Raw genomic sequence first — 12,954 nt, 5'->3', positions numbered from 1 at the left:
CCCCACGAGGGGCCCGGCCGCTGTGGCGTGGGCCGTACGGTGGTTCCCGCTACTCCTCCGCGTCCGCGTCCGCCCATCCCCCGGCGTCGCGCTGCTCCTCGGGGTCCTGTACGTACCGCAGCACGCCCCACATGGTCTCCTCGCCCGCGGCCCACGCGGCGGCCTCCGTGTCCTGGCAGGCTTCCAGTTCCTTGCGGAGGGCCTCGGTGTCGATGCCGGAGCCGATCAGTACGAGCTGGGTGAGCCGTTCCTCGCCGCGGGCCCAGGGGGACGGGTAGAAGCGCAGGAAGTCGCCGACCGCGTGGACGGCGAACTTCTGCCGGCTGCCGGGCACGTCGAAGCGGACGAAGCCCTTGACGCGGTAGAGGCCGGGCGGCCTGCTGTCGAGGAAGTCCATCAGGCGGCGCGGGTTCATGGGGGCGTCGGTGACGAAGGAGAGGCTGTCGTACGCGGCGTGCAGATGGCCGCTGTGGTCATGGTCCTCGTCGGCCTCGTCGGTCACCAGGTCCTCGAAGGAGAGCTGCCGTATGGCCTCCATACGGTCCTCGCGGGGGCGGCGGTCGAAGAGCAGCTCCGGGTCGACGCGCCCGTACGAGGCCGGGACGACGGGCGTGCCGGGGGCGAGCCCGGCCAGCGCGGCGAGCAGGTCCGTACGCTCCGCGTCCGCGACGCGGTCCGCCTTGTTGAGGACCACGAGGTCGGCGAGGCCGAGGTGGCGGTCGAGCTCGGGGTGCGCGGCGCGGGTGCGGGCGAACTCGGCGGCGTCGACGACCTCGACGAGCCCGCCGTAGACGGTGTCCTGGTTCTCGCCGGCCAGGATCATGCGGATGAGTTCCTGCGGCTCCGCGAGGCCGCTCGCCTCGATGACGATGACGTCGATGCGCGCCGCCGGGCGGGCCAGCCGGTCGAGGTAGTCGTCCAGCTCGCTGGTGTCGACGGCGCAGCACAGGCAGCCGTTGCCGAGCGAGACCATCGAGTCGACCTGCCCGGCGACGGTCATCGCGTCGATCTCGACGCTCCCGAAGTCGTTGACGACCGCCCCGATCCGGCTGCCCCCGGACCTGCTCAGCAGGTGGTTGAGCAGGGTGGTCTTGCCGGATCCCAGGAATCCCGCGAGCACGATGACCGGGATCTGTCGCTTGGCCAAGGGGGCGTCTCCATCGTCGTCAGCCGTCGTCAGCGCACGGCGGGCAACGGCTGGGGCGGCGGCGGGCCGACGTAGCGGGCCGCCGGGCGGATGATCTTCGAGTCCTCCGCCTGCTCCAGGATATTGGCGCTCCAGCCGACGACCCGGGCGGCCGCGAACGTCGGGGTGAACATCGCGCGCGGCACGCCGCACAGCTCCATGACGACGCCCGCGTAGAACTCCACGTTGGTGTGCAGCTCACGGCCCGGCTTGAGCTCCGCGAGAATCTCCAGGACGCGCCGCTCGACGTGCACGGCGAACTCGACCAGGGGGCCGCCGAACCGCTCCGCGATACCGCGCAGCATGCGGGAGCGCGGGTCCTCGGTGCGGTAGACGGGGTGCCCGAAGCCCATGATCCGCTCCCCCGCCAGGACGCGTTCGCGGATCCAGGGGTCGACGCGGTCCCGGGTGCCGATGGCGTCGAGGGTGTCCAGGGCGCGGCTGGGCGCGCCGCCGTGCAGCGGGCCGGAGAGCGCTCCGACGGCTCCGACGAGGCAGGCGGCGAGGTCGGCGCCGGTAGAGGCGATGACGCGGGCGGTGAAGGTGGAGGCGTTGAAGCCGTGGTCCACGGTGGAGACGAGGTACTGCTCGATGGCCCGCACCCGCTCCGGCTCCGGCTCCGAACCGGTCATCATGTACAGGTAGTTGGCCGCGTACGACAGGTCGTCGCGCGGCTCGACGGGCGCGAGCCCCTGGCCCAGCCGGTGCAGCGCGGTGAGCAGGGTGGGCACGGCCGCGCACGCTGCGAGGGCGTCGGCCCGGCGGCGGTCGGCGTCGATGTCGTACAGCGGGCGGCCGCCCGAGGAGGCGCCGAGCAGGGAGAGCGCGGTGCGCAGCCCCGCGAGCGGGCCGGTGAGCGCGCAGGACCGGGCGATGGCGGGCAGCGCGTCGCGGACGTCGGCGGGCAGGTGGCGCAGGGCGGCGGTCTCGGCGGCGAAGGCCGCGCGCTGCCCGGCGTCGGGGAGGGAGCCGTGGCACATCAGGTGCCAGACGTCCTCGAAGCCGCGGTTCTCGGCGAGTTCGACGGCCGAGTACTGGCGGTAGTGGTAGAAGCCCTCGCGCCCCCGGACGTCGCCCAGCGCCGTCTCGGTGACGACGACGCCCGCGAGTCCGCGGGGTACGTCGATCGGCGCGTTCGCCGCGGTGGTCGGCATGGTCGGTCTCCCTTGGTCTGTTTCGCTCATTGATTTGACTGTCTATGCTTGACTCATTCGCTGTCAATATTGATTGAATCAATGTCGAGTCTATGATGAATCACTATCGATACGGTGTGACGCATGGTGGATCAAGAGGCGGATGGGGCTGGTGGGGCGGCGAGTCATGAGCGCGAGCGGCTGACCACCCGGGAGGCGGCCGAACGGCTCGGCGTGAAGCCCGAGACGGTCTACGCGTACGTGAGCCGGGGCCAGCTGACGAGCCACCGCAGCCCCGGCGGGCGCGGCTCCACCTTCGACGCCAAGGAGGTCGACGCGCTCGTACGGCGCGGCGGCCGGCGCGAGACGGCGGCCGGGGGCGATCCGGCGGTCCGTACGGGCATCACGCTCATCGACGCCGACCGCTACTACTTCCGCGGCGTGGACGCCACGGAACTCGCCGGGCGGTACGGCTACGAGGAGGTCGCCGACTGGCTCTGGACCGGGCGACTGCGGCCCGGCACCCGGTTCACGGCCCCCGCCGAAGCGCTGGCGGCGGCGCGCCGCACGGTGGCGGCGCTGCCCGCGCACAGCGGCCCGATGGACCGGCTGCGCGTGGCGACCATCGCCGCCGCGGCCGCCGATCCGCTGCGCTTCGACCTCTCCCCGGAGGCGGTGCTGGGCGCCGCGCGGGGGCTGATCCCGACGCTGGTCGACGCGTTGCCGCCGGCCGGGCGGGCGGAGGGCGCGGGCATCGGGTCGGCGTCGGCCAGGGAGAACGGCCGGCCCGCCGGACGAACAGCGGCCGAGGGCATAGGCGCGGGCAACGGGCCGGTCGCGCCTGGACAGTGCGGCTGGCCGCCTGCCGAGGACGCAGCGGGCGAGGAGACCGGCCGGCTCGCGGAGCGGCTGTGGCTCCGGCTGACCGCGCGGCCCGCCGACGAGCCCTCGCTACGAGCCCTCGAAGCCGCGCTCGTACTGCTCATCGACCACGATCTCGCCGCCTCCACGCTCGCCGTCCGCGTCGCCGCCTCCGCGCGGGCGCACCCGTACGCCGTCGTCTCCGCGGGTTTCGGCGCACTCGACGGCCCCTTGCACGGCGCGGCCAGCGGGCTCGCGCACCGGATGCTGGCGGAGGTGCTGGAGCGCGGCAGCGCGGGGGCGGTCGTCTCCGACTATCTGCGGGCGGGCCGCCGGGTGCCGGGGCTCGGCCACCGCCTCTACCCCGGCGAGGACCCGCGCGCGCGAGCGTTGTTCGCCATGCTGGCGGACGTGCCGATGGCCGCCGACGCGCTGGCCGCCGCCCAGGACGTGGTGGCGGCCACCGCCCGGCACGCCTCGCTGCACGCCAATGTCGACCTCACGCTGAGCGTGCTGTCGGTCGCGTCGGGGATGCCGGTGGAGGCGGGCGAGACGGTCTTCGCCGTCGCCCGCACGGCGGGCTGGATCGCGCACGCCTTGGAGGAGTACGAGGAACGCCCCATGCGCATGCGCCCCAGCGGCCACTACCGCGGCCCGCGGCCACCGCAGCCGCTGCCGTAGGGGGCGCGGCCTTCACCGAGGGCCGCGCGGCCGAGCTTCCCCAAGTGGTAAGCCCCGCCCGGCGACTCAGGTTAGGCTTACCTATGTGAGCACGTGCGCGACCGCTTCCCGTGACCTGTCCGAGCCGCTGGCCGGCACCGCCGCCACCGCCCGGACCTGGCTGCTGATCGAACAGCCCGGCCCCTGGGGCGCCGAGGCCCTCACCGCCAGCCGCCTCGAACCGGCCCTCGGGCGCGCGCTGGAGAAGGCCGCCGAGCCCCATGGGGTGCGCGTCGCGCTGATCCGCCGCCCCGCCCGTACCGCGGACTGCCGCGAACCGGCCGCCCGGCGCGTCTTCGTCGCCCACACCCTGCCGGGCCGCTCCTGGGTCCGTACGGCCGAGATCACCGACCCCGCGCACCTGGCGGAGCTGGACTTCGCGGCGCTCGGGGCGGGCGACGAGCGCGGGCTGCGCGGCCCGTACGACTGGCGCACGTACCTCGGCGAACCGCTCGTGCTCGTCTGCACCAACGGCAAGCGGGACCGCTGCTGCGCCCTGCTGGGCCGCCCGCTCGCCGCCGAGCTCGCCGCCTCGGAGACCGCCTCCGTCTGGGAGATCACCCACATCGGCGGCCACCGCTTCTCGCCGACGCTGGTCGTGCTGCCGTACGGATACGCGTACGGGCGGGCCACCGCGGCCGCCGTGCAGGAGGCCGTCGAGGCGGTGCGCGAGGGCCGGATGGTCGCCGACGGCTGCCGCGGCCGGTCCGCGTGGGAGCGCCCGGCGCAGGCCGCCGAGCTGGCGGTCCGGGAGCTGACCGGCGAGGACGGCGCCGACGCGTTCACGGTCGTACGGACCGAGGGCGCGGCGCCCTCGTGGACCGTGACGGTCGGCCACCGGGACGGCCGTCAGTGGTGGGTGGCGGTCGAGCGCGGCGCCGCGGAGCCGCCCCGGCCCGAGAGCTGCGGCAGGGCGCTCGGCTCCCCGGCCCGGATGGACGTGACGGGCGTGTTCGAGGTCGCCGATCAGCACGAGACCACCACGGAACACGAGGAGCCCCGAAGCCCGGCTCCTCAGCCCGCCTTCTTGACGAACTCCGTGGTGTAGGTCTTCTCCAGATCCACGGTGGCGTTCTTCAGCGTCGGGTTGAACGCCTTGAGCACCTCGTGCACGGTCTTCGGGCCGTCGGCCGGCATCACCCCGTCCTCGGTGAACATCGGCAGGGTGCTCTTGATGGCCTGTACGTAGAGCTCCTTGCCGCCCTGCGCGTAGTCGGCGGGCATCTTGGCCGCGATCTCCTCGGGCGTGTGCGCCCGCATCCACTTCAGCGTCTTGACGAAGGCGTTGGCGAGCTTCTGCACGGTCGCCTTGTTGCCCCGCACCCAGTCGGTGTTCATATAGAGGCTCGCGGCGGGGTAGAGGCCGCCGAGCGCGGCCTTGGAGCCCTCGGGGGTGCGCATGTCGACGAGCACCTTGCCGGCGTCCTTGGCCACGACCTGCGCGACGGTCGGGTCGGTGGTCATGCCGCCGTCGATGGAGCCCTGCTGGAGCGCGGAGATGAAGGTCTGGCCCGCCCCGACGGCGACCGGGGTGAACTCGCTGACGTCGACGCCGTTCCTGACGGCCAGGTACTTGGTGAGGAAGTCGGTGGACGAGCCGAGGCCGGTCACCCCGAGCTTCTTGCCCTTGAAGTCCTTCGGGGAGCCGAGCCGGGACGCGGACTTCTTGGAGACCACCTCCACCTCGCCGGGCGTCCGCGCGAACTGGACCACCGACTCCACGTGCTTGCCCTTCACCTGAAGGTCGAGCGTGTGGTCGTAGAAGCCGACGACACCCTGGACGTCCCCGGCGACCAGCGAGGTGGTGGCCTGTACGCCGGCGGGCTCGGTGAGCAGTTGGACGTCCACGCCCTCCGCCTTGAAGTAGCCGAGCTTCTGGGTGAGCATGGCCGGCAGATAGATGATCTTGTCCAGGCCGCCGACCATGATCTTGACATGGGCGCCGCCCGAGCCAGTGCCTGAACCACCTGAGTCGCCGGAGCCGCCGGAGCCGCCGCCCGAACCGCCGCCCGCCTGCGCGTCGTTGGCGCACGCGGCGAGGGAGAGGCACAGCACGCCCGCGACGGCGGCCGCGGAAATCCTGCTGAGAGTACGCATCATGGTGTCCTTGGGGGTGAGATCGTGCGCCGGGAATGGTCGTGAAGCGAAAGGCGGCGGCCGGCCAGCGGTCAGCGGTCGCCGCCGGAACCGCCCGGCTTCCACCGGAACAGCCGCTTCTCCGCGAAGGTCAGCAGGCCCTCGGCCAGCAGCGCGACCACGGCCAGGATCACCATCGCCGCATAGACCCCGGCCGCGTTGAACGTCCCCTGGGAGGCGGAGACCAGCAGCCCGATCCCCTTCGTGGCGCCGATGTACTCGCCGACGATCGCGCCGATCAGCGCGAAGCCGAAGCTCACATGCAGGCTCGTGAAGATCCATGAGGTCGCGGAGGGTACGACCACCTGGAGCGTCACCCTGCGGTTGCTCGCGCCCAGGATGCGGGCGTTGGCGACCAGATTGCGGTCCACCTCGCGCGCGCCCTGGAACGCGTTGAAGAAGACGGGGAAGAAGACCAGCACCACGGCCGAGGCGACCTTGGAGGCCGGGCCGAGGCCGAACCAGATGAGGAAGATCGGCGCGAGCACGATCCGCGGCAGCGCGTTGAGCACCTTGATGTACGGGCCGAGCACATCGGCGAGGAACGAGATCCGGCCGAGCGCGATCCCCAGCAGTACGCCCCCGAGTACGCCGATGAGCCAGCCGAGCAGCGCCTCGTAGAGCGTGTACCAGATCTGCTCCCCCAGCGAGCCCTGCGCGGTGCCGTGCGTCACCCACTGGACGATCTGGTCCCAGATCCTGGACGGCATCGAGAAGTTGAAGGCGTCGACGACGTCGTTGCGGGCCATGAGCTCCCAGGCGGCGATCACGGCGACCAGCAGCAGCACGCGCGTCGTGTGGACGAGCAGCCGACGGCTACGGGCGGCGCGCGCCCTGGCCTCCGTACGGCCCGTAGCGCTCCCGCCGCCGGTGACGCCCGTATCGCCTCTGCGGCTCTCCTCCGACGCGGCGGCGGGCGCGACAACCGAATCCAGCGGTTCACGCGGCATGGCCGGCCCCCCTCTCCCGTGTAATGCGGACCTCTTCGCCGAGCGACGACCAGATCTCCCGGTAGATCTCGATGAACCGCGGCTCCAGCCGCACCGACTCCACCCGGCGCGGGCGCGGCAGATCGACCGCGAAGGTCTCCTTGACCGTGGCGGGGCCCGCGGTCATCACCACCACCCGGTCGGCCAGCGCGATCGCCTCCTCCAGGTCGTGCGTGACGAAGACGACCGAGGCGGCGGTGTCCGGGGCCGACGCGCCGCCCCACAGCTCCAGCAGTTCGTCCGACATCAGCGCCCGCGTCTGCACATCGAGCGCCGAGAACGGCTCATCCATGAGGAGAATCCGCGGCTCCCCCACAAACGTCTGGGCGAGCGACACGCGCTTGCGCTGACCGCCCGAGAGCTGGTGCGGATAGCGGTCCTCGAAGGCGGTGAGGCCCACCCGCGCCAGCCAGTCGCGGGCCCGCTCCTTGGCCGCCGCCTTGGGCACGCCGCGGAAGCGCGGCCCCGCCATGACGTTGGAGAGCACCGTGCGCCATGGGAAGACGGCGTCCTGCTGGAAGACGAAACCGACCTCCGGCCGGATGCCGGTCACGGGCTCGCCGCCGACCAGCACCTCGCCCTCGGTCGGCTCCTCCAACCCGCTCACCAGCGTCAGCGTGGTCGACTTGCCGCAGCCCGTCGGGCCCACCACGGCCACGAACTCGCCCTGCCGCACGGTCAGGCCGAGATCCCGTACGGCCGTGTGCCCGGCGCCCGAGGGCGTACGGAACACCTTGCTCGCGCCGCGCAGTTCGATGGCCGGGGCGGCGCCGGGGCCGGGGTCGCTGTTCTGGGTCATCGCCCACCTCCCTGCCCCGCGGTCCCGTGCGGGGCGACTGGGGCTGGAGGCTAGGCGCGGCCCGCGGCGCGGCGGGAGTCTTGTGAGCACTGTGCGGCTTGAGCGCGCAAACCCTGTTCTGCTCGTTTTGCTCGCGCTACAACAGCACATGCGACACGGGACCTTCTTCGGCGCTTGAGGCGGGCCGCGGCAGCGGGTGCCGCTGTACGTGTATGTACGTACCGTGCGCGCTGGAAAACGGGCCCCGGCCCGGGGCGGCGACAGCAGGGAAGGGGCGCGCATGCACATCCGGTGGCCCCGCCGCGTCTTCGCCCAAGTCCTGCTCGTACAGCTGCTGATCACCACCGGCGTCACCGTCCTCGCGGCCGGCCTCTTCCTCGCCCCGCTCAGCGACCAGCTCGACACCCAGGCGGCGCGCCGCGCCCTGGCCATCGCCCAGACCACCGCCGCCCGGCCGGACATCGCCCACGACGTGCTGGCCGCCCGGCCCTCCGTCGACGGCCCGGTGCAGGCCGCGGCCGAGCGCGTCCGGCGCGCGACCGGCGCCAGCTATGTGGTGATCGTCGATGTGCACGGCATCCGTTACTCGCACACCACCCCCGCCGAGGTCGGCCGGCGGGTCTCCACGGACCCGGGCGAGGCGCTGGCCGGACACGAGTGGACCGGCATCGACCGCGGCACGCTCGGCCGTTCCGCCCGCGGCAAGGTCCCGCTGCGCGACTCCGCGGGCGCTGTCGTCGGCGCGGTCTCGGTCGGCATCGCCTACGACAGCGTGCGCGCCCTGCTCCTGCACGCCGTCCCCGGCATCCTCGAATACGCGGGCGCGGCCCTGGGCGTAGGGGCGCTGGCCGCCCTCGTCGCCTCCCGGCGGCTGCGGCGGCGTACCCACGGCATCGAACTGTCAGAGATCTCCGCGCTCCTCGACGAGCGGGAGGCGATGCTGCACGGCATCCGCGAGGGCGTCGTCGCGCTCGACCGGCGCGGCCGGGTGCGGCTCGTCAACGACGAGGCGCAGCGGCTGCTCGGCCTGGCGGCGGGGGCCCGCGTCACCGGCCGCCCGCTCGACGAGGTGCTGCCGCCGGGCCGTACGACGGACGTCCTGGCGGGCCGGGTGGCCGGTACGGACCTGCTCACGGTCTGCGGCGGCCGGGTCCTGGTCGCCAACCGGATGGACACGGCCGACGGGGGTACGGTCGCGACGCTGCGCGACCGCACCGAACTGGAGGAGCTGGGGCGGGAACTGGACGGCACCCGCGGCCTCACCGAGGCGCTGCGGGCCCAGGACCACGAGCACGCCAACCGGCTGCACACCCTCGTGGGGCTGCTGGAGCTGGAGCTGTACGAGGAGGCCGCGGAGTTCGTCGCCGAGGTGGCCGGCGCACACCGCGCGACCGCCGAGCAGGTGACCGAGCGCGTACACGAACCGCTGGTCAGCGCGTTGCTGGTGGGCAAGAGCGCGATCGCGGCGGAGCGCGGCGCGGCGCTGCGGATCTCGCCGGCCACCGATCTGCCGGACCGGGTCGTGGACCCGCGCGACCTGGTGACGGTCCTCGGGAACCTGGTCGACAACGCGCTGGACGCGGCGGGGGCGCGCGTACGGCGGGAAGCGGGCGAGGCGCCCTTCGTGGAAGTGGAGCTGCGGGCCGAGGGCACGACGCTGTGGCTGCGCGTCTCGGACAACGGTCCCGGCGTCCCGGCGGCGGCGCGGGACCTGGTCTTCACCGACGGCTGGTCCACCAAGGAGCCGCCCCCGCACCGCCGTCGGGGCCTCGGCCTCGCGCTGGTGCGGCGGCTCGCCGAGCGGTACGGGGGTACAGCGGAGGTGGCGCGGCGCGAGGGCGGCGGCGCGGTGTTCACGGTGGAGCTGCCGGAGGCGCTGCGCACGCGCGAACTCGGCCCTGGTGCCGGCCCCGGCGCAGGGCCCGGTCCCGACCCCGGGCATGAACTCGGGCATGAACTCGGGCATGAACTCGAACTCCGACTCGAAGGAGTGAAGCGATGATCGAGGTCCTGGTCGTGGACGACGACTTCCGCGTCGCCCGGATCAACGCCGCGTACGTGGCCAAGGTGCCCGGCTTCCATGTCCTGGGCACGGCGCACAACGCGGCCCAGGCGCTGGCGCTGCTGGAGCGCGGCGGCGTCGACTTGGTGCTGCTCGACCACTATCTGCCGGACGAGACGGGCCTGTCGCTGGTCCGCCGCATCCGGCAGTCCGGCCACCTCGCCGACGTGATCATGGTGACGGCGGCCCGCGACGTCGCCACCGTACAGACGGCCATGCGATTCGGGGCGCTCCAGTACATCGTCAAGCCGTTCACCTTCGCCGGACTGCGCGTCAAGCTCGACGCGTACGCGCAGCTGCGCCGTACTCTCGACGGCGCGCAGGAGGCGGGCTACGAAGCCGGTCAGGACCAGGTCGACCGCATCTTCGGCACCCTGCGCACCGCCAGCACCACCACGCCCTTGCCCAAGGGGCACTCCGCCCCGACCGCCGAACTGATCCGCCGGGTCCTGTCGGACGCCTCGCTCCCCCTGTCCGCGCACGAGGTCGCCGAGCGCTCGGGGCTGAGCCGCTCGACGGCGCAGCGCTACCTCAAGCAGCTGGAGGGTTCGGGGCGGCTCCACCTCACCCTGCGATACGGCGAAACGGGCCGCCCGGAGCACCGCTACAGCTGGGCGGAGGGCAGTCCGGCGGCGTAAAGACTTCTCCTATGCAGCCGCCCTTGTCGTCCTGGGAGCGCCCTGGGGGCGTCCTGGGGCCCCTTTAGCGCTCGGGCTGGAAGAACTTGAGCAGCCCCCGCGCGCCCTCGGGGGACATCAGGAGCTCCGTCATCCTCTGGGCCTCCCCCGCGGCCTCCGCCCCGCGCACGAACATCTCCTCCTCGTAGGCGCGGACGGCAGCCGCCACGCCGCCGTCACCATTGCCGCCCTTGCCGCCCTTGCCACTGCCGCCGGGGCCTGCGGCGGCGAGCCGCAGCGCGAGTTCGGCGGCGTCGAGCATGGCCATATTGGCGCCCAGCCCGGCGGGCGCCATCAGATGGGCGGCATCGCCGAGCAGCGTGACCTCGGGGACGGCGTCCCAGGTCAGGCCGACTGGCAGCGTGGCGATCGGGCGCGGCACGAAGGGGCCCTCACAGGCCCGGATCAGGGTCGCGCACTGCGGGGCCCAGTCGGCGAAGAGCCGCAGGAGGGCCGCGCGGACCCGGTCGGGATCGGGGTCGGCGAACGGGCCGCCGCCGTCGGTGAGCCAGCCCTCGGGTGTATGGAAGCTGAGGTAGACGCGGACCCGCCCGTCGCCGTTGCGCTGGGCCGCGAGCGACTGGTCGGGGCCGAGGACCCAGTAGTTGCCGCGCCCGAGCGCGGCGGCCAGCTCGGGGTGGGTGCGATCGAGATCGGATATGACGCCCTCGACGGTGTTGCGCCCGATATGAACGGGCCGGGCATCGGTCAGCAGCGGCCGGACCCGCGAGTACGCGCCGTCCGCGCCGACGAGCAGGTCGCACTCGGCGGTGGAGCCGTCGGCGAACTGGATGCGGTACCCGCCGCCGGGCCGGGCAGTCGCGGACCGGAACTCGCGCCCCCATGCGACAGCCTGCTCGGGGAGCGAGTCGAGCAGGAGGTTCCGCAGGTCGGCGCGGTCGACCTCGGGGCGCTCCAGCGGAGCGTCGTCGGGCGTGTCCTCCTGAAGGAGCAGGGTGCCGTCGGGCTCCAGCAGGCGCATGTCCTGGCCCTCCGCGCGGGCGACGGCGAGGAATTCCGCCTCCAGACCGGCCTCCCGCAGGGCCCGCTGCCCGCTCTCGCGGTGCAGGTCGAGCATGCCGCCCTGGGCGCGGGCGGTAGGGGACGCCTCGCGCTCGTAGACGACGGCGTCGATGCCGTGGACGCGCAGCGTACGGGCGAGGGTCAGGCCCCCCGGCCCGGCTCCGATGATGGCTACGGCGATATTCACGGCAATCCGCCCCCTGGTGTCAATGACATGCCTCGATATGGCGACTTCTTCCGATACACCGTATCGAACGGTGCGCTGTATCGTTGCTGGGAAAGCGGAAGAGCATGAATGAATGACCGACCGAACGACCGGAGCCAGGTGGAGGACGAGACGTGATGGCGACACGACGGCACCCCGAGCCCCACGGCGACGGCTCCGATGCCGGCTCCGATCTCGACGGGGCCGAGTCCCCGGCCGACACCCCCACGCTCGTATGGGAACGCCCCGAGCCCCCGAGCCGCCCGACGCCGTCCCCGCTGAGCAGGGACCGGATCGTACGGGCGGCCATCGCGCTCGCCGACGCGGACGGGCTGGACGCGGTGTCGCTGCGCAAGGTCGCCGCCGTGCTCGACGCGGGGCCGATGCGGCTGTACCGCTACCTCTCCGCCAAGGAGGAACTGCTCGACCTCATGGTCGACGAGGTCTACGGCGAGATCGACGCGCCCGAGCCGTCCGGCGGCGACTGGCGCCGCGACCTGCGGTCACACGCGCGCCGCACCAGGGCGGCGGCGCTCAGGCACGAGTGGTTCGCCGATCTGCTCGGCGGCCGTCCGCACCTCGGCCCGAACGCGCTGGCCAACTTCGAATCGTCGCTGGCCGCGCTGCGCCGCGCCCCCGGCTTCGAGGGCATCGACACGGTCCTGGCCGCCGTCGAGGCGGTGGACGCCTACCTGGTCGGTGCGGTCCGGAAGGAGGTCGCCGAGCTGCGGGCCGAACGCTCCACCGGCCTGGACGAGCAGCAGTGGCAGATCGCCGCCGGTCCCTACATCGGCCGCATGCTCGCGACCGGCCGCTACCCGACCCTCTCCGAGGCCGTCGTGGAGGCCGCCCCGCGCGACGCCGACACCGTCTTCGACACCGGCCTCACGTACGTCCTGGACGGCATCGCCGCCCGCCTGCCCCGGCCCTGACCACGCCGCCGTTTTCGGCCTTCAGCCGGCCCGTTCACGCCTGCCCGCCGCCCGACACGGTCGCACCCGTGCAGGTGGTGGCCTCTGACGCCGCGTCCAGCGCGGCCTCCAGCCCGGATCGCAGGCCGGCGAGGGTCTTCGAGCCGGGCTGCCGCGCCCACCGCTCGATAGCGGAGTGGAACGCGGCCACAACCAGGTCCTGGGCCAGGCGCGGCCGCAGGTCCTCCGGGT

At 73.2% G+C, this 12,954-nt stretch carries 12 protein-coding genes; 5 read left to right on the top strand and 7 right to left on the bottom strand.

The genetic code is table 11. The features are described 5' to 3' along the window. Positions 1–49: 49 nt before the first annotated feature. Together ACFU99_RS14975 and ACFU99_RS14970 are read right to left on the bottom strand one after the other, a co-directional pair. The gene (locus ACFU99_RS14975) at positions 50–1,147 is read right to left on the bottom strand and encodes a CobW family GTP-binding protein (protein ID WP_384391088.1); all 1,098 of its coding nucleotides are present in this window, start codon (positions 1,145–1,147) and stop codon (positions 50–52) included. A 29-nt stretch (positions 1,148–1,176) separates the two neighbouring features. Further along, positions 1,177–2,340, bottom strand: a complete 1,164-nt coding sequence (locus tag ACFU99_RS14970) for a citrate synthase/methylcitrate synthase (protein WP_384391085.1) — start codon at positions 2,338–2,340, stop codon at positions 1,177–1,179. Positions 2,341–2,463: 123 nt separating this feature from the next. Between ACFU99_RS14970 and ACFU99_RS14965 the strand changes: the two genes are divergently transcribed. Then, entirely contained in the window at positions 2,464–3,861 is a 1,398-nt protein-coding gene (locus ACFU99_RS14965; protein ID WP_384391083.1) for a citrate/2-methylcitrate synthase, read from the top strand. Between the two features lie 85 nt (positions 3,862–3,946). Further along, the gene (locus ACFU99_RS14960) at positions 3,947–4,948 is read left to right on the top strand and encodes a sucrase ferredoxin (protein ID WP_384391080.1); all 1,002 of its coding nucleotides are present in this window, start codon (positions 3,947–3,949) and stop codon (positions 4,946–4,948) included. Here the strand turns inward: ACFU99_RS14960 and ACFU99_RS14955 are convergent. The 3 genes from ACFU99_RS14955 to ACFU99_RS14945 all read right to left on the bottom strand — a co-directional run bounded on the left by ACFU99_RS14955 (position 4,915) and on the right by ACFU99_RS14945 (position 7,824). Beyond that, a complete protein-coding gene (locus ACFU99_RS14955; RefSeq protein ID WP_384391078.1) occupies positions 4,915–5,997 on the bottom strand; it encodes an ABC transporter substrate-binding protein in 1,083 nt (360 codons plus the stop codon). The two genes, ACFU99_RS14960 and ACFU99_RS14955, sit on opposite strands and share 34 nt — an antisense overlap. A gap of 71 nt (positions 5,998–6,068) precedes the next feature. Then, positions 6,069–6,986 carry an ABC transporter permease gene (locus ACFU99_RS14950; protein ID WP_384391075.1) on the bottom strand — a complete coding sequence of 306 codons (918 nt, stop codon included), beginning with the start codon at positions 6,984–6,986 and terminating at the stop codon, positions 6,069–6,071. Beyond that, complete coding sequence (locus tag ACFU99_RS14945) at positions 6,976–7,824, bottom strand: ABC transporter ATP-binding protein (RefSeq protein ID WP_384391073.1); 849 nt, start codon at positions 7,822–7,824, stop codon at positions 6,976–6,978. The genes ACFU99_RS14950 and ACFU99_RS14945 overlap by 11 nt, the downstream gene beginning before the upstream one ends. Before the next feature lie 280 nt (positions 7,825–8,104). On the opposite strand from ACFU99_RS14945, the gene ACFU99_RS14940 reads away from it, so the two are divergent. Both ACFU99_RS14940 and ACFU99_RS14935 read left to right on the top strand, forming a co-directional pair. Beyond that, entirely contained in the window at positions 8,105–9,826 is a 1,722-nt protein-coding gene (locus ACFU99_RS14940; RefSeq protein ID WP_384391070.1) for an ATP-binding protein, read from the top strand. Next, positions 9,823–10,524, top strand: coding sequence for a response regulator (locus ACFU99_RS14935; protein ID WP_384391068.1), 702 nt, complete (start codon positions 9,823–9,825; stop codon positions 10,522–10,524). The genes ACFU99_RS14940 and ACFU99_RS14935 overlap by 4 nt, the downstream gene beginning before the upstream one ends. A 64-nt stretch (positions 10,525–10,588) precedes the next feature. On the opposite strand, the gene ACFU99_RS14930 is transcribed toward ACFU99_RS14935, so the two are convergent. Further along, positions 10,589–11,767, bottom strand: coding sequence for an FAD-dependent oxidoreductase (locus tag ACFU99_RS14930; protein WP_384391091.1), 1,179 nt, complete (start codon positions 11,765–11,767; stop codon positions 10,589–10,591). A 161-nt stretch (positions 11,768–11,928) separates the two neighbouring features. Here ACFU99_RS14930 and ACFU99_RS14925 point away from each other — a divergent pair, with 161 nt between their 5' ends. After that, entirely contained in the window at positions 11,929–12,723 is a 795-nt protein-coding gene (locus tag ACFU99_RS14925) for a TetR/AcrR family transcriptional regulator C-terminal domain-containing protein (RefSeq protein WP_384391065.1), read from the top strand. A gap of 34 nt (positions 12,724–12,757) precedes the next feature. Here the strand turns inward: ACFU99_RS14925 and ACFU99_RS14920 are convergent. Further along, a partial coding sequence (locus tag ACFU99_RS14920) for a hypothetical protein (protein ID WP_384391062.1) occupies positions 12,758–12,954 on the bottom strand: 197 nt, incomplete at its 5' end.

Source organism: Streptomyces sp. NPDC057654 (assembly GCF_042800135.1).
Taxonomy (GTDB): domain Bacteria; phylum Actinomycetota; class Actinomycetes; order Streptomycetales; family Streptomycetaceae; genus Streptomyces.
Note: the sequence above shows the minus strand (reverse complement) of the source record. Positions and strands in the feature narration are given on the sequence as shown.